Below are 19302 nucleotides of genomic sequence, written 5' to 3'. Positions count from 1 at the left end.
GGCGGGGCGGGAAGTACTGAAAGAAAAAAAACCGGCGCCATAAGTGGGGAATCAGATGGCGCCGGGTAAGGTGACCCATAGGGTCAATATTAACTCTGTTGTTATTGTTGCGGCTGTTTTATCGGTTCACCGCCGCTTCCCTGGTGTTGGTTTTCCTGACTTTTGCTCTCATGGCCGCTCTGTGCCTGTCCCTGCTTGCCGTTATCACCATTGGGCTGGGCGTGGGTATTATGATCGTCGCCGGTATTGCGGGACGTTGTTTTATGCGCTACCGGCTGCTGGCGCGCCTTGGCGGTTTTACCTTGTCCCGCGGGCGGCTTGGGCGACCAGCGGCCGCCATCCCAATATTCGCCGCGGGTGTTGCGTTCGCCTACATGCTTGCCCTTGTGTCCACGCCACCAGGTCGGAGTACGCCAGTCATAGCCATCCCAGTAATAGCCCCGATCGTTACGCGCGCCGATTTGCACCGAGACGCCCTGGGCAGAGGTATGGACCAGCATGCCCGCCATGGCGCCCGTGGGGATGACGCAAGGCGTTGCCAAAAGAGCCATGGCCAAAAATACTGCTTTTTGTTTCATATTCTGTGTCCCTGAATCCATTTGCAGTGGTTATAACAGCCGCGGCAAAATGCCACTATCAGACAAGCACGGATTTGCATTACTCTTACGCTAACCTGACGAAATACTCACACTGAGCCCCGATGCTTTACGGCGAACTGCCGCCCACTGCCCCGCATCCCTAAACGGGCTTTGGCCGGGTTTAATGCGGCTTCGGCCTGATTATTTCATTGCCGCCCTGGTGCGGCTGACCGCCGCCGTTCTGCTGCGGCCGGTTGTCATTGCCGCCCTGGTGCGGCTGCCCGCCGCCGTTCTGCTGCGGCCGGTTATCATTGCCGCCCTGGTGCGGCTGCCCGCCGCCGTTCTGCTGCGGCCGGTTGTCATTGCCGCCCTGGTGCGGCTGCCCGCCGCCGTTCTGCTGCGGCCGGTTATCATTGCCGCCCTGGTGCGGCTGCCCGCCGCCGTTCTGCTGCGGCCGGTTGTCATTGCCGCCCTGATGCCACTGCCCACCGCCGTTCTGCTGCGGCCGGTTATCATTGCCGCCCTGGTGCGGCTGCCCGCCGCCGTTCTGCTGCGGCCGGTTATCATTGCCGCCCTGGTGCGGCTGCCCGCCGCCGTTCTGCTGCGGCCGGTTATCATTGCCGCCCTGGTGCCACTGTCCGCCGCCGTTTTGCTGCGGCCGGTTATCATTGCCGCCCTGATGCCACTGTCCGCCGCCGTTTTGCTGCGGTCGGTTATCATTGCCGCCCTGATGCCACTGTCCGCCGCCGTTCTGCTGCGGCCGGTTGTCATTGCCGCCCTGATGCCACTGTCCGCCGCCGTTTTGCTGCGGCCGGCTATCGTGCCTGTCGTTATGATCCCAGGTGGAAAATTCCTGCCGCCGGCTCGGTTCATGATAGTTGCGCCCGCGCCGGCCATAGCCTGGCGGCGGCGCTATGGTCCAGATACCGTTATACCAATACTGGCCCCGGTCGTTGCGCATGCCGTCAGGCATTTCCTCTATCCAGCGCCCGCCGTCCCAGTACCAGCCGAAATCATTACGATCGCCGATATCATCATCCTCATGTTCGTACCACCACTGTGGCGTACGCCATTGGTAACCATCCCAAAACCACCCGCGCTCGTTGCGTTCGCCGACATGCCGGCCGCGGTGATCGTACCACCAGTGCGGCGGACGCCACTCGTCGCCATCCCAGAAATAACCGCGCTGATCCTGGCTGCCCAGGTTAATCACCATGCCGGGATTATTGGTGCTGATAAATACATCCGCCAGCGCGCCGCAGGGCATCAGCAGCGCCAGCGCACATAATAAGGTGGTCTTTCTCATGATATCTACCTGTGATACAGATACGATTTGCCGCCGTTATAGCAGCGGCCAACGGCCGCCACTATCAGACAATGTCGCCTTTACGATAAACAGGCGATCCCCTTACCAAAACCTGACAATCCGCCATCCCGCGGGGCGCCGGTACGGATTTCCCCCGGGTGCTAAAAGAAGCGGGCATGATGATAATGCCCTGACGGGTAACGCATGCCGCCCCTTTCCCGCCGGCACCCGCCATGTTGACGAAAAAAAAGGCCGCACGGGGCGGCCTTTTCAGAGAGAGGACAATACATCACTCTTTAGGTGAGGCATTCTCGACACGGCTTTTCAACTTTTGCCCCGGACGAAACGTCACCACCCGCCGGGCAGTGATAGGAATATCTTCACCGGTTTTCGGATTACGCCCTGGACGTTGATTTTTGTCGCGCAGATCAAAATTACCAAAACCGGATAATTTTACCTGCTCGCCATTTTCCAGCGCTCGCCGGACTTCCTCAAAAAACAGTTCCACTATTTCTTTGGCATCCCGTTTGCTCAGCCCGAGCTTTTCAAACAGGTATTCTGACATTTCAGCTTTAGTAAGCGCCATAGGTTCAATCCCTCAAGGATGCTTGGAATCGCTGTTTTAGTGCCGCCACACATTTTGCTACGGTCGCGGCAATAGCCTCTTCTTCCAGTGTACGAGCGGTATCCTGTAGTATCAGGCTGATAGCCAGGCTCTTAAAACCTTCCGCTACGCCCTTCCCCCGGTACACATCAAACAAGTTTACGCCAACTACCTGATTTGCGCCAACTTTCTTACACTCTGCCATAATATCTGCTGCAGGGACACTTTCAGCCACCACAATAGCGATGTCGCGGCGGTTGGCCGGGAAGCGTGAAATGTCACTGGCTTCAGGAACTTTACGCGCTGCAACCTTATCCCAGCGTAGTTCAAAGACCAGGGTACGGCCATTTAAATCCAGCTTTGCTTCAAGTTCAGGGTGTATAACGCCAATAAATCCAATATGTTCCCCTGCTAAATACAATGCCGCGCTCTGGCCCGGGTGTAAAGCGGGATTATGCTCAGGTTTGAATTCAATATCAGCAAGTTTGCCGGTAAGTTCAAGTAATGATTCAAGATCGCCTTTCAAATCGTAAAAATCCACCGGCTGGCGCGCAAGATCCCAATGTTCGTCAAAACGCGGACCGGTAATGACCCCCGCCAGCATAAGATCCTGACGAATGCCGAGGTCCGCTGTTTTATCAGGAACAAAGCGCAGTCCACTTTCGAATAAACGAATCCGGTTTTGCTGGCGGTTCTGGTTATAAACCACCGCGCCCAAAAGTCCACTCCACAGGGACAACCGCATGGCGGACATTTCCACCGAGATGGGGCTGGGCAGCAGCAGCGGCTCCTGGTCAGGATGCAGCAGTGATTGTATCTTCGGATCGACAAAGCTGTAAGTGATCGCTTCCTGATAACCCCGATCCACCAGCAGCGTTTTTACGCGATTAAGCGGCAATGCCGCCTCCTGGTGCCGGGTCATTTCCAGATTGGCGCGCACGGGCACATTCGGAATGTTGTTGTAGCCAAACACCCGGGCCACTTCTTCCACCAAATCTTCTTCGATCTCCATATCAAAACGCCAGGTCGGCGCCACCGCTTGCCAGTTGTCTTGCCCGGCGGTCACGGTACATCCCAGCCGTGACAGGATATCACCGACATCGGCATCGGGAACGCGGTGGCCTATCAGGCGATCGAGTTTTTCGCGGCGCAGGGTGATGGTGGCCTGGCGCGGCAGCGCGGACGGTGCGCTCACGTCCACAACCGGCCCAGGCCGGCCGCCGCAGATAGCCAGCAGCAGGCCGGTGGCGCGCTCCATGGCCCGGTGCTGCAACGCGGGATCCACGCCGCGCTCATAGCGATGCGATGCGTCGGTGTGCAGGCCGTAGCGGCGCGCGCGGCCGGCGATAGCCAAGGGGCTGAAAAAAGCGCACTCCAATACCACATCCTGGGTGTCGGCGCTGATGCCGGAGAATTCGCCGCCGAAAATACCGCCCAGCGCCAATGCCTTTTCCCGATCGGCAATGACCAGCGTATCGGCCCGCAGGCGGGTTTGCGTCCCGTCCAGCAGCGTCAGGCTTTCGCCTTCTTCCGCCATGCGCACCACGATGCCGCCGTCAATGCGTTGCAGATCAAACGCATGCATCGGCTGCCCTAGTTCCAGCAGGACAAAATTGGTAATGTCCACCACCGCGTCCACTGAACGCAGGCCGCAGCGGCGCAGCTTTTCCTTCATCCACAACGGCGTGGGCGCGGCGACGTTTATCCCCTTGATCACGCGGCCAAGATAGCGCGGACAGGCGTCGGGGGCATCGACGCGGATCGGCAACCGGTCCTCGATAACCGGCGCCACGACCTCGATGGCCGGTATGTTCAGCGGCAGGCGGTTGATTAACGCCACGTCGCGGGCTATGCCGATAAGTCCCAGGCAATCGGCCCGGTTAGGCGTAACGCTGATATCGATAATACGATCGTCAAGCTGCAAATAATCGCGGATATCGACGCCCAGCGGGGCATCCGCGGGCAGTTCGATAATGCCGCTATGGTCGTCCGCCAGGCCCAGCTCGGTAAAGGAGCACAGCATGCCTTCGGACGGCTCGCCGCGCAGTTTAGCGGCTTTGATCTTAACATCACCCGGCAGCACGGCGCCGATGGTCGCCACCGCCACCGTCAAGCCTTCGCGGCAATTGGGCGCGCCGCAGACGATATCCAGCAGCGCGTCGCCGCCGATATCGATTTTGGTCACCCGCAGTTTATCGGCGTTGGGATGCTGGCGGCATTGCGCTACCCGGCCCACCACCACGCCGGTGAAGGCGGGGGCGGCCTCGGCGACGCCGTCGACTTCCAGGCCGGCCATGGTGATCTGTTCCGCCAGCTCATCGCTGGTGATAGCGGGATTCACCCATTCACGCAGCCAAAGTTCACTGAATTTCATGTGCTCGTCCCGCCCTATTTAAACTGTTTAAGAAAACGCAGATCGTTTTCGAAGAATGCGCGCAAATCTGTGACACCGTAACGTAACATCGTCAAGCGTTCCATGCCCATGCCGAACGCAAAACCGGAGTAGACTTCGGGGTCAATACCGACATTGCGTAATACGTTCGGATGCACCATGCCGCAGCCCAACACTTCGAGCCATTTGCCATTTTTACCCATCACATCGACTTCGGCGGAGGGTTCGGTAAAAGGGAAATAAGACGGGCGGAACCGTACCTGCAGGTCTTCTTCAAAGAAATTGCGCAGGAAATCGTGCAAGGTTCCCTTCAGGTTGGTAAAACTGATATTGGTATCAATGATCAGCCCTTCCATCTGGTGAAACATCGGGGTATGGGTCTGATCGTAGTCGTTACGATAAACGCGTCCCGGGGCAATGATGCGGATCGGCGGCTGTTGATTTTTCATGGTGCGGATCTGCACGCCGGAGGTCTGGGTGCGCAACAACCGCGTGGCGTCGAACCAAAAGGTATCATGATCCGCCCTGGCCGGATGGTGGGCAGGGATATTCAGGGCGTCGAAGTTATGATAATCATCTTCAATCTCCGGGCCGGTGGCCACAGAAAAACCCAGTTCGCCGAAGAAGTGCTCAATGCGGGAAATAGTGCGGGTCACCGGATGCAGCCCGCCATTCTCCATACGTCTGCCGGGTAACGATACATCCAGGGTCTCCTGCGCCAGGCGGGCATTGAGCGCCTGCGACTCCAGGCTTTCCTTACGTTCATTCAGCGCCTGCTGCACCTCCAGCTTAACCTGGTTGATCACCGCGCCCGCCGCCGGCCGCTCTTCCGCCGGCAAATCGCGTAAGGTGGTCATTTGCAGGGTTAAATGCCCTTTTTTGCCAAGATATTCGACGCGCACGTTATCGAGCGCCGCGCTGTCCTGGGCTTGTGCGATGGCTGCTTTGGCTTGCACAACCAAATCTCTCAGATGTGGCATTGCTTTCCTCTTTTTCCGGCCTTAATGGCTTAATCGTTAATGGCGAGCAAAAAAAAACCTCCACACCGGGAGGCTTTAGCGCTATTTTTCGTTTCTTTTCTTACGCGCAAGCCCCCGGGATCAGGTGCTAAAGTAAAAAAAGAAGCGGAAAATGGCAGCATTCATGCTTGCATTACCTTAAACGTTGTCGGGGAAGTATCCGTTAGGTGATTGATACTAGCGTAATAAATAAATCCAAAAAATAAAAGAGGGAGTTAAACTCCCTCTCTCATTCATATCACGCCAGCGCGCCTTTCGCTTTTTCGGCAAGGGCGGTAAACGCCACTTTGTCGAATACAGCGATGTCTGCCAGGATTTTACGGTCAATTTCAATAGAGGCTTTTTTCAGGCCGTTAATGAAACGACTGTATGATATGCCGTTCTGGCGGGCAGCGGCGTTAATACGCGCGATCCACAGTTGACGGAACTGACGTTTCTTCTGACGGCGGTCACGGTAGGCATATTGGCCTGCTTTGATAACCGCCTGAAAGGCAACACGGTAGACGCGTGAACGGGCGCCATAATAACCTTTCGCTTTTTTCAGAATCTTTTTGTGACGTGCACGAGCTGTCACACCACGTTTTACGCGAGCCATATGCTCTCTCCTAAAGTCTTATTCGAACCAGTTAAAATGACGCTTATGCGTACGGCAGACATGCGATGACCAAACCCAGATCGCCTTTGGAGACCATGGATTTAGGACGCAGGTGACGTTTACGCTTAGTGGCTTTTTTGGTCAGAATATGACGCAGGTTAGCATGCTTGCGCTTGAAGCCGCCGGAAGCGGTTTTCTTAAAGCGCTTGGCAGCACCGCGTACTGTCTTGATTTTTGGCATTGTCTATTTCTCTACTGCGCATTGTTGATAAAATGAAGCAATGAGGCGAAGGCAACTTACCGCCGTTTGGCGCCAGGCTGCCCTACTTGTCAGGCCTTATTGTTTCTTCTTGGGTGCGAGCACCATGATCATCTGGCGTCCTTCGATTTTACTCGGGAAAGACTCAACTACCGCCAGTTCACTCAAATCGTCACGAACGCGGTTAAGCACTTCGATACCGATCTGCTGATGCGCCATTTCACGTCCACGAAACCGCAGGGTGATTTTGGCTTTATCGCCGTCTTCCAGAAAACGAATCAGGTTGCGTAGTTTTACCTGATAGTCGCCTTCGTCGGTACCAGGCCGGAATTTGATTTCCTTAACCTGAATAACTTTTTGTTTCTTTTTCTGCTCTTTGGTGGACTTGCTCTTCTCATAGAGGAACTTGCCGTAATCCATGATTCGGCAAACCGGCGGCTCGGCATTAGGGCTGATTTCAACTAAATCAACACCCGACTCCTCGGCTTTCTCAAGCGCTTCGTTGAGGCTGACTATGCCGATTTGCTCGCCGTCGATTCCCGTCAGACGAACCTCTGCCGCGCGAATTTCTCGGTTGATACGATTCGGACGCGCCGGTTGAACTCGTTTTCCGCCTTTAATACTTTATACCTCCAGTTGATGAAGATTACGGCTGCGTATCTCTTGCTGCAGCTTTTCAATAATCTCGTTAACGTCGATGCTGCCCAAATCGATGCCGCGGCGTGTACGCACGGCAACTTTGCCCGCTTCGGTTTCTTTATCACCGCAGACCAGCATATAGGGCACCCGACGCAAAGTATGCTCGCGGATTTTAAAGCCTATTTTCTCATTTCTCAAGTCCGCTTTTACACGAATGCCGGCTGCGGACAATCTTTCTGTCACTTTTGCGACGTAATCAGACTGATTGTCGGTGATATTCATCACCACAACCTGGGTCGGCGCCAGCCAGGTAGGATAAAAACCCGCATATTCTTCGGTCAGGATACCGATAAACCGCTCCATCGAACCCAATATGGCGCGATGGATCATTACCGGTACCAAACGCTCGTTGTTCTCGCCTATATAAGAGGCGCTCAGGCGACCCGGCAAGGAAAAGTCCAACTGTACCGTGCCGCACTGCCAGGCGCGATCCAGGCAATCAAGCAGGGTAAATTCAATCTTAGGACCGTAAAACGCCCCTTCACCCGGCTGATATTCAAACGCGATGCCGTTTTCAGTCAACGCGGCGGCCAGGTCTTTTTCCGCCCGATCCCAGGTATCGTCGGTACCGATACGCTTAGCCGGCCGGGTGGAAAGTTTAACCAGGATATTATCGAAGCCAAACGTGCTGTAAATATCATACACCATTTTGATGCAATTGTTTACTTCATCCCGCACCTGGTCCTCGGTACAAAAGATATGGGCGTCATCCTGGGTAAACCCCCGCACGCGCATCAGGCCGTGCAGCGAGCCGGACGGTTCGTTGCGATGGCAACTGCCGAACTCGGCCATGCGCAGCGGCAGGTCGCGGTAGGATTTCAATCCCTGGTTGAAAATCTGCACATGGCCGGGGCAGTTCATCGGCTTAATGCAGTATTCGCGGTTTTCCGAGGACGTGGTGAACATATGCTCGGCATAGTTTTCCCAATGGCCCGTTTTTTCCCACAGGACACGGTCCATCATAAAGGGACCCTTTACTTCCTGATAGTGGTACGCCTTGAGCTTCATGCGCACAAAGGCTTCCAGCTCGCGAAAAATGGTCCAGCCGTCATTGTGCCAGAACACCATGCCCGGCGCTTCTTCCTGCATATGGTACAAATCGAGCTGCTTGCCTATTTTGCGGTGGTCGCGCTTGGCGGCCTCTTCCAGGTGCTGCAGATAGGTGTTGAGCTGTTTTTTATCGCCCCATGCGGTGCCGTAGATGCGCTGCAGCATTTTATTTTTGCTGTCGCCGCGCCAATAGGCGCCGGACGTCTTCTGCAGCTTGAAATGATGGCAAAAGCGCATATTGGGCACGTGCGGACCGCGGCACATATCAACATATTCTTCATGGTGATACAGGCCTGGCCGGTCGTCATGGCTGATATTTTCATCCAGGATCGCCACCTTATACTGCTCGCCGCGGGCGACAAACGTATCGCGCGCCTGCTGCCAGCTCACTTTTTCCTTAATGACGTCATAGTCTTTATCGGCCAGCTCGTGCATACGCTTTTCCAGCAGGTCGAGATCTTCCTGGGTCAGCGTCCGCTCCAGATCCACGTCGTAATAAAAACCTTTGTCGATTACCGGGCCGATGGCCATCTTGGTGTCGGGCCACAGCTGCTTGATGGCGTGTCCCAGCAAATGCGCGCAGGAGTGGCGGATGATCTCCAGCCCGGCTTCGTCTTTAGCGGTGATAATGGCCAGTTGGGCATCATCGGTAATCAAATCGACGGCGTCGACCAGTTCGCCGTTCACGCGTCCGGCAATACAGGCTTTCGCCAGGCCGGGACCGATATCGCGGGCCACATCAAGGGGTGATACGGGATGATCGAACTGACGCTGGCTTCCATCAGGAAGAGTAATAACAGGCATGGTGGTTTCCTTAATTTGCAGTGGTGATCCATACGCAAGACCACATACAAATTTAATTTATATAGTAAAATCAGAAGGTTGATTGTGCTATCTCGTTATACCTTACGAAATATGGACACAAAGGCGCGCACAATTTCTGTTAGCGCCGCTGTATGACACCGCAACCAGGGCCTGATAGTAACACCATGAACTTATTGGCATCTACAAAAATTTCCCTTGTTCCGCGCCCCTGTCCCCAGGCTCCCCCACTGCTTTAAGCGCCGGGATACGCCGCCGGGCCCGGCGGCGTGCGAAAATCCAGCGCCTGCCGTGATAGGCGTAAACAAAAGGGTGATAAGCGCTAAAAATCCATAACAATTGTGTCCCTTTGTATCGTCCGTGGTGCTAAGCTCCCGCGCGGCGACGTTTGTTCTTCAACATGCTCCGTTTCGTTGGAAATGATTCATGAAAATATCACTGGTTGTCCCTGTTTATAATGAAGCTGAAGCCATACCGCTGTTTTATAAAGCGGTGCGGGAATTTGAGCCCCTGCGGCAATTTGAAGTGGAAATAGTGTTTATCAACGACGGCAGCCGGGACAATACCGCTGAGATCATCGACGCGCTGGCATTGGCCGACAGCCTGGTGAAAAAGGTGGACTTTACCCGCAATTTCGGCAAGGAACCCGCCCTGTTCGCCGGGCTGCGTTATGCCGGCGGCGAGGCGGTCATTCCCATCGATGTCGATTTACAAGACCCGATCGACGTCATCCCCCGCCTGATCGATAAATGGCGCGACGGCGCGGATATCGTCCTGGCAAAACGCTCGGACCGCATGACCGACAGCCGGATGAAACGCACAACCGCCGAATGGTTCTATAAACTGCATAATAAAATCAGTTCGCCCAAAATCGAGGAAAACGTCGGTGATTTCCGCTTAATGTCCCGCGAGGTGGTGGATAATATTCTCACCTTGCCCGAGCGGAACCTGTTTATGAAGGGAATTCTTTCCTGGGTGGGCGGGCGCACCGCGGTAGTGGAATACTCCCGCGCCAGCCGCGTGGCCGGCGAATCCAAATTCAACGGCTGGAAATTATGGAACCTCGCTATCGAGGGCATCACCAGTTTTTCCACTTTCCCCCTGCGCATGTGGTCCTACATCGGACTGAGCGTCGCCCTGTCCTCTTTTTTCTACGCTATCTGGATGGTCATCGACAAATTGGTCTGGGGCAATAACGTGCCCGGTTATCCATCCCTGATGACGGCCATTCTGTTTTTAGGCGGTGTGCAGCTGATCGGCATAGGGGTATTGGGTGAATATATCGGCCGTATCTATATGGAAACTAAAAACCGGCCAAGGTATATAATAAAGAAATAAGCACAGCCCGATAGATGCCGGCAATCATGCCGGCGCTACGCCAGAAACGGAGGGCTATCTGGTGAAAACGGCGGGCGGCGTTTTTGCTACAGAATGCAAACATCTTTATAATCGTGGCTCAACAGAACATTATCATGGCGTATAAAGTGTCAAGTAAAAAAAATGGTTTTGCACCAAAAAGCAGCAAACCCGCCGAAGCGGGTTTGTTTGAATCAGCATGTCATCATGAGGTAAATTATACCAAAGCAGTAACGACAGCGACCCAAAAAGCCATGCATATCAATACTATGCTGGGCAACGTTAAACGATAGAACTGATCCATAACCACCTCACATTTACCTGACATCTTTTAAGAATAATCCTACGCCAATTCTTGTATAAAAAACAGGATCTGGATCATTCTTTAATACATTTAATCTATCAAAAACGCTTACTGGATCACGTAACGGACACCCTTTTCCCTCTTTTCAGCATGCCTTGCGGGTCGCTGGGCGTCAGTGCGTTACATCTGGCCGTTCACCTGCATCAAGACGCCTGACAATCCGGCTAAAACGACCAGTAAAAGCAGGCTAATCCACTTCCAACGTTGTTCTGATTTGCTATTCATCGCGTTCCCCCTCAATCGTCTATGCCTATATCGTCCGGCGGGGCAGAAACTTGAGCGAAAAAATAAAAATAATGACGGCGCCGCTTTTTACGCGCCTGGGACGGGTGGCGATTGGTGCTATGCTGGGAGCCATTTCATTATAAGGAGATTGTTATGACCCAAATAACGACCCTGACCCTGGCGCCTTCGCTGGATAGCGCCACCACCACCGACCGCATGTATGCCGAAGGCAAGCTGCGCTGCTCCGCGCCCCAGTTCGAGCCGGGCGGCGGCGGCATCAATGTGGCGCGGGCGATCGTGCATCTGGGGGGACGGGCCACGGCGCTTTTTCCCGTCGGCGGCCCTACGGGACGGCACCTGGCCGATCTGTTGACCGCGGAGGGCGTCACCGCCGTCGCGCTGGAAACCCAGGACTGGACGCGGCAGAACCTGCATGTCCACGTGGCGAGCACCGGCGAGCAGTATCGCTTTGTCATGCCCGGCGCACGATTGACGGCGGATGAATTCCAGCGGTTCGAAAGCCATCTGTCGGGACTGCCGCAAGGCTCGCTGCTGGTGATAAGCGGTAGCCTGCCGCCGGGTGTGAGCGTGGAAAACCTGCAGCATCTGTTGCGCGAGGCGCAACGCCTGGGACTGCAGTGTATCGTCGACAGCTCGGGTCCGGCGCTGAAAGCCTGCCTGGATGTCGGCAGCCTGGCGCTGGTCAAGCCGAATCAAAAAGAACTGGCCGAACTGGTCAACCGTGAACTGAACGATCCCGACGCGGTAAGGCAGGCGGCCCTGGAAATCATCAGACAGGGCAAAACCCAGCGGGTGGTGGTGTCGCTCGGTCCCCAGGGCGCGCTGGCGGTGGATAAGGATAATGTGTTCCAGGTGGTGCCGCCGCCGGTTAAAAAAATGAGCACCGTCGGCGCCGGCGACAGCATGGTGGGCGCCATGACGCTGAAACTGGCCGACGGCGCGGATTTGCTGGATATGGTGCGCTACGGCGTCGCGGCGGGCAGCGCGGCCACGCTGCATAAAGGCACCCGCTTATGTACCCTGGAAGATACCGGACGTATCTATGATTACCTGCGTCGGGAAAGTATGATCTAAGACCCTAAGCCCACGCCGCCGGATATCGGTTGCAGAATTAGCAGTTGACATCGGCGGCGTTCGCAACAACACTCTCTCAACGCTTGACGGAACGGCGCCCTGCGCTAGCCGCTCGTCCGGCTTTTTATATTAAGCCCTTTCTTTTGAACCCGGTACGCGCCGTTTCAGGCCGTGCAGTTGCCGGTTCGCTCCAAGGCTCATCGTCGCCGCATCGCCGGCGGTTGCGCCGCGCTGCTTGTTTTTGCGAAGTTGTCACCGAGTTGTCATCAAAAAATTCATACCTTATCGGCAAAACGACTGTAGGGGGATATGACGATGTGGCACGCCATTAGCACCATGTTGGCAGAAAAATTTAACAGGGATGAAATCAGCGAACGGCGGGAACTGCCCGGCGGGGAGTTACACGCCGCCTGGTATCTCCGTTACGGCGAACACGCGGTGTTTGTAAAGTCCGATACGCGTGAGCTGCTGCAAAAATTCACCAACGAGGCCGATCAGCTGGCGATGCTGGCCCGTAGCCATACGGTGCGGGTACCGGAGGTGTACGGCGTCGGCAGCGCCAAGGATGAAAGCTTTTTGCTGCTCGAATTCCTGGTGGAGCGCCCTTTTGACGCCCACGGGGCCTATTGCCTCGGCCAGCAGCTTGCCCGGCTGCATCAATGGAGCGAGCAGCCGCAGTTCGGCCTGGATTTTGACAATGACCTCTCCACCGTAACGCAGCCCAACGCCTGGCAGCGCCGCTGGTCGGTGTTCTACGCCGAACAGCGTATAGGCTGGCAACTGCAGTTGGCGGCGGAAAAAGGGCTCTATTTTGGCGATATTGATAAGATTATCGCCCAGGTCGCGGACCGCCTGCACGATCGCCAGCCCCAGCCTTCACTGCTGCACGGCGATCTGTGGCCGGATAATTGCGCCAACAGCGCTCAGGGTGGTTTTTTATACGATCCGGCGTGTTATTGGGGCGATCGCGAATGTGATTTGGCCATGCTGCCGCTCTACGATCGGCTGCTGCCGCAAATTTACGACGGTTATCAGAGCGTGTGGCCGCTGGATAAGGGGTTTATCGAACGACAGCCGCTTTACCAGCTCTATTACCTGTTGAACCGGGCCAACCTGTTTGGCGGCGAGCATATCGCCATCGCCAACGAAGCTCTGGATAAAATACTGAGCAGTGATTAAGCGGAGCCATGCGGGCGGCCCTGCGGCTGCCCGCGCGTCTTCAGAGCATGCCGAGAAGCTTGAGGACAAAATAGCCCACCACCGCCAGGATAATGGGCAGGATGTATAAAGGAAAAAATTGCAGCAAAATCGTATGCCGCGGCATCACGATCTTTTCCTCCAGCTGGGTACGACTCAGCCCCTGGCTGCCGCGGGCCTGCTCCAGCACCATCTGATCCTCGACCCCTTCGCGCACGTGCCTGACCTGGCGCGACATGCGCGCGCCGGAAGCCTGCAGGGCCAGGCCGACAAAAATCAGGAAATAAATGAGCCAGAACATCAGGTTAGCGCTAAACCCCTGGCCATCGAACACCGGTTGCGGCGAGTTGTACCAGAAAACATTCAGAAATGAGGTGTTAAAACGCAGCATATCTATCATGACATGGAAAAAATCAGCCATGACCGCATTGATTCCCTTATTTTGCTCACTATGCTGATAGAGAAATTTCAGGATAGAAATCACGGTAGAAAGTAAAGCCGGTATAAAAATAATCCATCCCGCGAGGCGTTTGATCACGGCCAGGCGGCCAGCTTGTTGATACGTCATGCGTTCCCCTTGTTAAACGACGCCAACCATAGCCCTTAAGTTTATCTATAATTTACCTTTTCTGCTGTGTTTTATTGGTGCTACCCTCTTTCCTCGCCCTTTTTTTGCAAACAGGAGCCCAAGGTATGGCGTTAACCCTACCCAAGGAAGCTGTAATATTTGATATGGATGGACTGATTATCGACTCCGAGCCCTTATGGCATCAGGCTGAGCTGGATGTCTTCGCCGCCATGGGCATGGACGTGTCGGTGCATGACGCGATTCCGGATACATTGGGTATGCGCATCGATCAGGTGGTGAAGGCCTGGTATCAGTTAAGTCCGTGGCAGGGGGCTTCTCTGGAGGAAGTCAGCAACAGCATCATTCAGCGCGCGTTGGCGTTGGTGGATGAACGCCGTCCGCTGCTGCCCGGGGTCGCCCATGCGCTGGAGACCGCCAGGGATTGCGGCATGAAGATTGGCATGGCCTCGGCGTCACCGCTGTTTATGCTGGAACATGTGCTGGAGATGTTTGACCTGCGCCATTATTTCGACCATCTGGCATCGGCGCAGAACCTGCCTTACAGCAAACCGCATCCTGAAGTCTATATCCAGGCGGCGTTAAGCCTGGGCGTCGCGCCTGAGCGCTGTACCACCCTGGAAGATTCCTTTAACGGCATGATTGCCACCAAAGCGGCGCGGATGCGCTCGATAGTCGTGCCCGACATCGCCTTTCGTGCCGACCCCCGCTGGGTGCTGGCGGACGTCAGGCTGGCGTCGCTGGCGGAAATAACACCCGAACATTTCCGTTAACCCGGCGCCGGCATCGCCGTCACTTCCGCCGCGCAGGGAGGCCGCCTGAAAATTCACGTGCGGGCGCCACGCGGCGGGATGGCGTGCTTCAGAGAAAATCGTCGCGCTTGGGCGTAAAGGTATCAATCAGCACGCTATTATCTTCCAGCGCCACCACGCCGTGCATCTCATGCTTTACCGCGCGGTAGGCATCGCCGGTTTTCAGTACCCGCTCATGGCCTTCGATGGTCACCTTGAAGCTGCCGGCGGCGACATAGGCAATCTGATCGTGGATGTCATGCTGATGCGGCGTGCCGATAGCGCCCTTGGCAAAATGCACGCAGACCATCATCAGGTCGTCGCTCCAGGTCATGATTTTGCGTTTAACGCCCTCGCCCACGGCTTCCCATGGCGTTTCTTCGTCAATATAAAAAGTCTTCATGCTTTGTTCTCCATTAACCAACCCATTCCGGCGCGATCCTGACGAAGGACGCGACGGGATACGACGTATTTCCACCGCTTTATTTTAAGGTCCGGCTTCTGGAATGAAACCGAAAAACATCAAAAGCATGACGCTCCTCATAAAATAAATAAAACAATATTTCATTTTTATTGAATTCACATCCCGGTAGCACTATCATTTCAGCAATAAAAGGACAACGCTTTCCCCCGGGTCAAAGCCATACTACGTACATATTCTGAAAGAGAGGCATTACGACTATGCAAGTTCGCCAAAGCATTCACAGCGATCACGCTAAACAACTGGATACCGAAGGCCTGCGCAGCCAGTTCATGATCGAAAAGATCTTCGAAGAAGATGCCTACACCATGACCTATAGCCATATCGACCGCATCATCGTCGGCGGCATCAAGCCGGTCACCAAAGCGGTGACCATCGGCGGCGAAGTCGGTAAACAGCTGGGCGTGAGTTATTTCCTGGAACGCCGCGAGCTGGGTGTCATTAATATCGGCGGCCCCGGGGTGATTGTCGTCGACGGCAAAACCTACGAGATCGGCCACCAGGAAGCCCTGTATGTGGGTATGGGCGCCAAAGACGTGCAGTTCACCAGCGTCGACGCCGCTAAACCCGCGAAGTTTTACTATAACAGCGCCCCGGCCCATATGACTTACCCAAGCCGTAAAATCACGCTGGCCGAAGCCTCGCCGCAGACCATCGGCGACAACGCTACCAGCAATCTGCGCACCATCAATAAATTTATTGTTCCCGACGTGTTGCCGACCTGCCAGCTGACCATGGGTTTGACCAAGCTGGCTGAAGGCAACTTGTGGAACACCATGCCGTGCCATACCCATGAACGCCGCATGGAAGTCTATTTTTATTTTGATATGGACGAAGAAACCGCGGTATTCCATATGATGGGCCAGCCGCAGCAAACACGTCACCTGCTGGTGCATAACGAACAGGCGGTGATTTCACCGAGCTGGTCGATCCATGCCGGCGTGGGCACGAAAAACTATACCTTTATCTGGGGCATGGTCGGCGAAAATCAGGTTTTCGACGATATGGACCACGTAAAAGTCAGCGAAATCCGCTAATTATCCCCGGCCGGCGTGTTCCGGCCCTTTAAACACACTACGCTGGCGATGTCCTACCGCCGCCAGCAATGAGGTTCTGGTATGATTTTAGATTCATTCAATTTGCAGGGTAAAGTGGCGCTGATTACCGGTTGCGACACCGGCCTGGGTCAGGGCATGGCTATCGGCCTGGCGGAAGCCGGCTGTGATATCGTTGGCGTCAACATCGTCGACCCTGAAGAAACCATCGCCAAAGTGACCGCCCTTGGCCGTCGTTTCCTGAGCCTGACCGCTGATTTAACCAAAATCGACGATATCCCGGGCATCATTGAGAAATCAGTGGCTGAATACGGCCATATCGATATCCTGGTCAACAACGCGGGCATTATCCGTCGCGAAGACGCCATCGAGTTCAGCGAAAAGAACTGGGACGACGTCATGAACATCAATATCAAAACCGTGTTCTTTATGTCGCAGGCGGTTGCGCGCCAGTTTATCAAGCAGGGCAAAGGGGGCAAAATCATCAATATCGCCTCCATGCTGTCCTTCCAGGGCGGGATCCGCGTGCCTTCCTACACCGCGTCGAAAAGCGCCGTCATGGGCGTTACCCGCCTGCTGGCCAACGAATGGGCTAAGCATAACATCAATGTCAACGCCATCGCGCCAGGTTACATGGCTACGAATAATACCCAGCAACTGCGTGCCGACGAAGGCCGCAGCAAAGAAATCCTGGAACGCATCCCCGCCGGTCGCTGGGGTTTGCCGGACGATCTGAAAGGACCGGCCATTTTTCTGGCCTCCACCGCGTCCGATTATATCAACGGCTATACCATCGCCGTGGATGGCGGCTGGCTGGCGCGCTAAGCCCGCGCTCTCCCGCCCCCAAGGCGTGGTAAAGGGAAGGCGCGCCTTAGGGCGTGTTTTTCCCGTCCGCCCGGGTCACAGTATTGCGGTAGCTTGCGGTAGGGCATATGTCATCTCGGGAAGGTTTCGCTTGCCGTGCGTGAGGGTGTTTTATGTCCTGCCCGGTACCGGCAAGCGACAAGAAGGCCGTACCGCGACGGCCTCCTTGACCTCCACGCGTCCGGCAGTGTGTGCGCCGCTGCGCGGTTCCCGGCATCGCCCATCACGGCTTGTGGACCGCACGGGACGCGCTCCCGGCGCGGCCCTTAGCTTTCGCCGCTCCCGGCGGCTCATCCAGCCGCGATGCGCGCTGCCGGCGCACTCTATGCCGGCACCACGTCAACACCATCGTCTGTGAGTAAAATGGCGTTTTGGGTTCCTTAGTGGTATGTATTTACCGGGAAATCATAACGGTTACATACCCTACACCAGACACTATCCCAAGCAACAGCGCCGCTGTCGTTTCATAAAACGCATTGCCAACAGCGACATGTGGACCGGCATAAAGCGCGCTGACGGCGTCTGTGACCCCGGCATGAGCCGCCGGGAGCGGCGAAAGGCCCGGTTGCGCCGGGAGCGCATACCGGGCCGGTGCATCACGGGGGCATGGGCGACGGAAGGCATCGCACAGCGACGCGCGACCTGCCGGGCGCGCGGAGGTCAAGGAGGCCGTCGCGGTACGGCCTCTTTGTCGCTTGCCGGCACCCGGCATTCCATATAACCGCCAAACGCACGGCAAGCGAAACCCTCACCGCGGCGACATAGATCACCCAGCGAACTGCCAGCGAAACTCACGCTGCGGCCCCATAATCACCCTGAAAACCGCCAGCAAAACCCTCACCGCGACCACAGACATCACCCTGAAAACCGCCAGCGAAACCCTCACCGCGACCACAGACATCACCCTGAAAACCGCCAGCGAAACCCTCACCGCGGCGACCGCCATCTGCACGGCTGTCCAATATCACCAGACCCTATCGGCCGCATAACACCCCAGGGCGGCGATCGCCAAATCGACACACAGCGGATGAAACGGAATCTGTCCCTATGGCGTTTTATCGGGTGGGGTTTCCCCGCCCGAACGAGGCACCATGGCGCAAAAGGCCCGCTATCACCCGCACTGGATAAACCCGGTGGCAAGACCCCGCGCCGCGGGGTTTTTTATTTGTTACAAGGTAACCTATTCCCGCCGCCGACGGATTCCTTTATACTGGACAAATGACCAGTTTAACCGATCGCATCCGCTATGACCGCTGAAGGGCATCTTATCTTCGCTCTGGCGAGCACCATTTTAGCCAAAAAAATGGAGCTCTCGCCCGCGCTTGCCCACGGCGACTGGTGGCATATCGTGGCCGGCGGCCTGGTAACCTGCCTGCTGCCCGACATCGATCATCCCCGCTCCTTCCTCGGCCAACGCCTGCAGTGGATCTCGCTGCCCATCGCCCGCGTCTTCGGTCATCGCGGTTTTACCCATAGCCTGCTGGCCATCATCGCCGGCATCGTGCTCTTTACCCTGAAACTCGACCCGGGAATGCTTATCCCGCTGGACGCGTTCCACGGCATGATCATTGGTTATCTCAGCCATATTCTCGCCGATATGCTGACGCCGGCCGGCGTTCCGCTGCTCTGGCCCTGCCGCTGGCGGTTCCGCCTGCCGGTATTGTATCCGCAAAAAGGCAACCAGCTTGAGCGGGTGCTGTGCGTGGCGGTGCTGATTTTCGCCGTGCAGCATCCGCAGGGCGCGCCGCTGGGCACCCGCATGCCCATCCCGGATTCCGTTGCGGCGTTATGGTCCAAGGTGCGCGGTAATTTCTAATAGCCGTTTTGCAGACAATATCATCTTTTCAGAAAATACCGGGCAATTGCGCGCTGCGCGCCGGTTCCCCGAAAAAACTGTTCTATAGTTGATCTACCGCTCAGATAACCATAACCGCGGACCAGCCACTGTTTGCCATTACACTGGT

General features: G+C 55.8%; 21 protein-coding genes and 1 other annotated feature. Of the genes, 8 read left to right on the top strand and 13 right to left on the bottom strand.

All coding sequences use genetic code 11. From position 1 onward, the window contains the following. Window positions 1-101 precede the first annotated feature (101 nt). The 10 genes from ACL2XQ_RS13190 to thrS form a co-directional block, all read right to left on the bottom strand. Window positions 102-578 (bottom strand): DUF2502 domain-containing protein, encoded by a 477-nt coding sequence (locus ACL2XQ_RS13190; RefSeq protein ID WP_413730404.1) that lies wholly within the window; start codon window positions 576-578, stop codon window positions 102-104. A gap of 181 nt (window positions 579-759) precedes the next feature. Then, on the bottom strand, window positions 760-1884 hold the full coding sequence (locus tag ACL2XQ_RS13185; protein WP_413740470.1) for a DUF2502 domain-containing protein: 1125 nt from the start codon (window positions 1882-1884) through the stop codon (window positions 760-762). A 289-nt stretch (window positions 1885-2173) separates the two neighbouring features. Continuing rightward, window positions 2174-2470, bottom strand: coding sequence for an integration host factor subunit alpha (gene ihfA / locus ACL2XQ_RS13180; RefSeq protein ID WP_011411244.1), 297 nt, complete (start codon window positions 2468-2470; stop codon window positions 2174-2176). A gap of 4 nt (window positions 2471-2474) precedes the next feature. Beyond that, window positions 2475-4862, bottom strand: a complete 2388-nt coding sequence (pheT, locus tag ACL2XQ_RS13175; RefSeq protein WP_413722909.1) for a phenylalanine--tRNA ligase subunit beta — start codon at window positions 4860-4862, stop codon at window positions 2475-2477. A gap of 14 nt (window positions 4863-4876) precedes the next feature. Further along, complete coding sequence (gene pheS / locus ACL2XQ_RS13170) at window positions 4877-5860, bottom strand: phenylalanine--tRNA ligase subunit alpha (RefSeq protein ID WP_410014993.1); 984 nt, start codon at window positions 5858-5860, stop codon at window positions 4877-4879. Window positions 5861-5907: 47 nt separating this feature from the next. Beyond that, window positions 5908-6030 (bottom strand) — a sequence feature (Phe leader region). Next, window positions 5981-6025 (bottom strand): pheST operon leader peptide PheM, encoded by a 45-nt coding sequence (gene pheM, locus ACL2XQ_RS13165; RefSeq protein ID WP_001386830.1) that lies wholly within the window; start codon window positions 6023-6025, stop codon window positions 5981-5983. Its footprint overlaps the feature before it by 45 nt. A gap of 107 nt (window positions 6031-6137) precedes the next feature. After that, a complete protein-coding gene (gene rplT / locus ACL2XQ_RS13160) occupies window positions 6138-6494 on the bottom strand; it encodes a 50S ribosomal protein L20 (RefSeq protein WP_162365778.1) in 357 nt (118 codons plus the stop codon). 43 nt (window positions 6495-6537) lie between these two features. Further along, on the bottom strand, window positions 6538-6735 hold the full coding sequence (gene rpmI, locus ACL2XQ_RS13155; RefSeq protein ID WP_162365777.1) for a 50S ribosomal protein L35: 198 nt from the start codon (window positions 6733-6735) through the stop codon (window positions 6538-6540). 96 nt (window positions 6736-6831) lie between these two features. After that, window positions 6832-7374, bottom strand: coding sequence for a translation initiation factor IF-3 (infC, locus tag ACL2XQ_RS13150; protein ID WP_162365931.1), 543 nt, complete (start codon window positions 7372-7374; stop codon window positions 6832-6834). Window positions 7375-7377: 3 nt separating this feature from the next. Further along, window positions 7378-9306 carry a threonine--tRNA ligase gene (thrS, locus tag ACL2XQ_RS13145; protein WP_410014992.1) on the bottom strand — a complete coding sequence of 643 codons (1929 nt, stop codon included), beginning with the start codon at window positions 9304-9306 and terminating at the stop codon, window positions 7378-7380. A 444-nt stretch (window positions 9307-9750) separates the two neighbouring features. On the opposite strand from thrS, the gene ACL2XQ_RS13140 reads away from it, so the two are divergent. From ACL2XQ_RS13140 to ACL2XQ_RS13125, 4 genes are all read left to right on the top strand, one after another. Beyond that, on the top strand, window positions 9751-10662 hold the full coding sequence (locus ACL2XQ_RS13140) for a glycosyltransferase family 2 protein (protein ID WP_413722910.1): 912 nt from the start codon (window positions 9751-9753) through the stop codon (window positions 10660-10662). A 134-nt stretch (window positions 10663-10796) separates the two neighbouring features. Further along, complete coding sequence (locus tag ACL2XQ_RS13135) at window positions 10797-10973, top strand: hypothetical protein (protein WP_410014990.1); 177 nt, start codon at window positions 10797-10799, stop codon at window positions 10971-10973. Between the two features lie 449 nt (window positions 10974-11422). Next, window positions 11423-12364, top strand: coding sequence for a 6-phosphofructokinase II (pfkB, locus tag ACL2XQ_RS13130; RefSeq protein ID WP_413728389.1), 942 nt, complete (start codon window positions 11423-11425; stop codon window positions 12362-12364). A 315-nt stretch (window positions 12365-12679) separates the two neighbouring features. Next, complete coding sequence (locus ACL2XQ_RS13125; RefSeq protein WP_410014988.1) at window positions 12680-13543, top strand: fructosamine kinase family protein; 864 nt, start codon at window positions 12680-12682, stop codon at window positions 13541-13543. 40 nt (window positions 13544-13583) lie between these two features. On the opposite strand, the gene ACL2XQ_RS13120 is transcribed toward ACL2XQ_RS13125, so the two are convergent. Continuing rightward, window positions 13584-14129: a YniB family protein gene (locus ACL2XQ_RS13120; RefSeq protein WP_410014987.1), complete on the bottom strand. Its 546-nt coding sequence runs from the start codon at window positions 14127-14129 to the stop codon at window positions 13584-13586. 125 nt (window positions 14130-14254) lie between these two features. Here ACL2XQ_RS13120 and hxpB point away from each other — a divergent pair, with 125 nt between their 5' ends. After that, on the top strand, window positions 14255-14920 hold the full coding sequence (hxpB, locus tag ACL2XQ_RS13115) for a hexitol phosphatase HxpB (protein ID WP_410014986.1): 666 nt from the start codon (window positions 14255-14257) through the stop codon (window positions 14918-14920). A gap of 88 nt (window positions 14921-15008) precedes the next feature. On the opposite strand, the gene ACL2XQ_RS13110 is transcribed toward hxpB, so the two are convergent. After that, window positions 15009-15341 carry a cupin domain-containing protein gene (locus ACL2XQ_RS13110; RefSeq protein ID WP_413728388.1) on the bottom strand — a complete coding sequence of 111 codons (333 nt, stop codon included), beginning with the start codon at window positions 15339-15341 and terminating at the stop codon, window positions 15009-15011. A gap of 278 nt (window positions 15342-15619) precedes the next feature. Here ACL2XQ_RS13110 and kduI point away from each other — a divergent pair, with 278 nt between their 5' ends. Together kduI and kduD are read left to right on the top strand one after the other, a co-directional pair. Further along, window positions 15620-16456 carry a 5-dehydro-4-deoxy-D-glucuronate isomerase gene (gene kduI, locus ACL2XQ_RS13105; protein WP_410014984.1) on the top strand — a complete coding sequence of 279 codons (837 nt, stop codon included), beginning with the start codon at window positions 15620-15622 and terminating at the stop codon, window positions 16454-16456. 81 nt (window positions 16457-16537) lie between these two features. Continuing rightward, window positions 16538-17299 (top strand): 2-dehydro-3-deoxy-D-gluconate 5-dehydrogenase KduD, encoded by a 762-nt coding sequence (gene kduD / locus ACL2XQ_RS13100; RefSeq protein WP_410014983.1) that lies wholly within the window; start codon window positions 16538-16540, stop codon window positions 17297-17299. Between the two features lie 805 nt (window positions 17300-18104). Here kduD and ACL2XQ_RS13095 read toward each other — a convergent pair. Then, entirely contained in the window at window positions 18105-18284 is a 180-nt protein-coding gene (locus tag ACL2XQ_RS13095) for a hypothetical protein (protein WP_413740469.1), read from the bottom strand. 300 nt (window positions 18285-18584) lie between these two features. Here ACL2XQ_RS13095 and ACL2XQ_RS13090 point away from each other — a divergent pair, with 300 nt between their 5' ends. Next, window positions 18585-19154: a metal-dependent hydrolase gene (locus ACL2XQ_RS13090; protein WP_413722913.1), complete on the top strand. Its 570-nt coding sequence runs from the start codon at window positions 18585-18587 to the stop codon at window positions 19152-19154. The last annotated feature ends 148 nt before the right edge of the window (window positions 19155-19302 follow it).

The sequence above is a fragment of the Sodalis sp. RH14 genome, from assembly GCF_047324285.1.
GTDB lineage: Bacteria > Pseudomonadota > Gammaproteobacteria > Enterobacterales > Enterobacteriaceae > Acerihabitans.
This window is presented reverse-complemented; position numbering and strand designations above follow the sequence as displayed.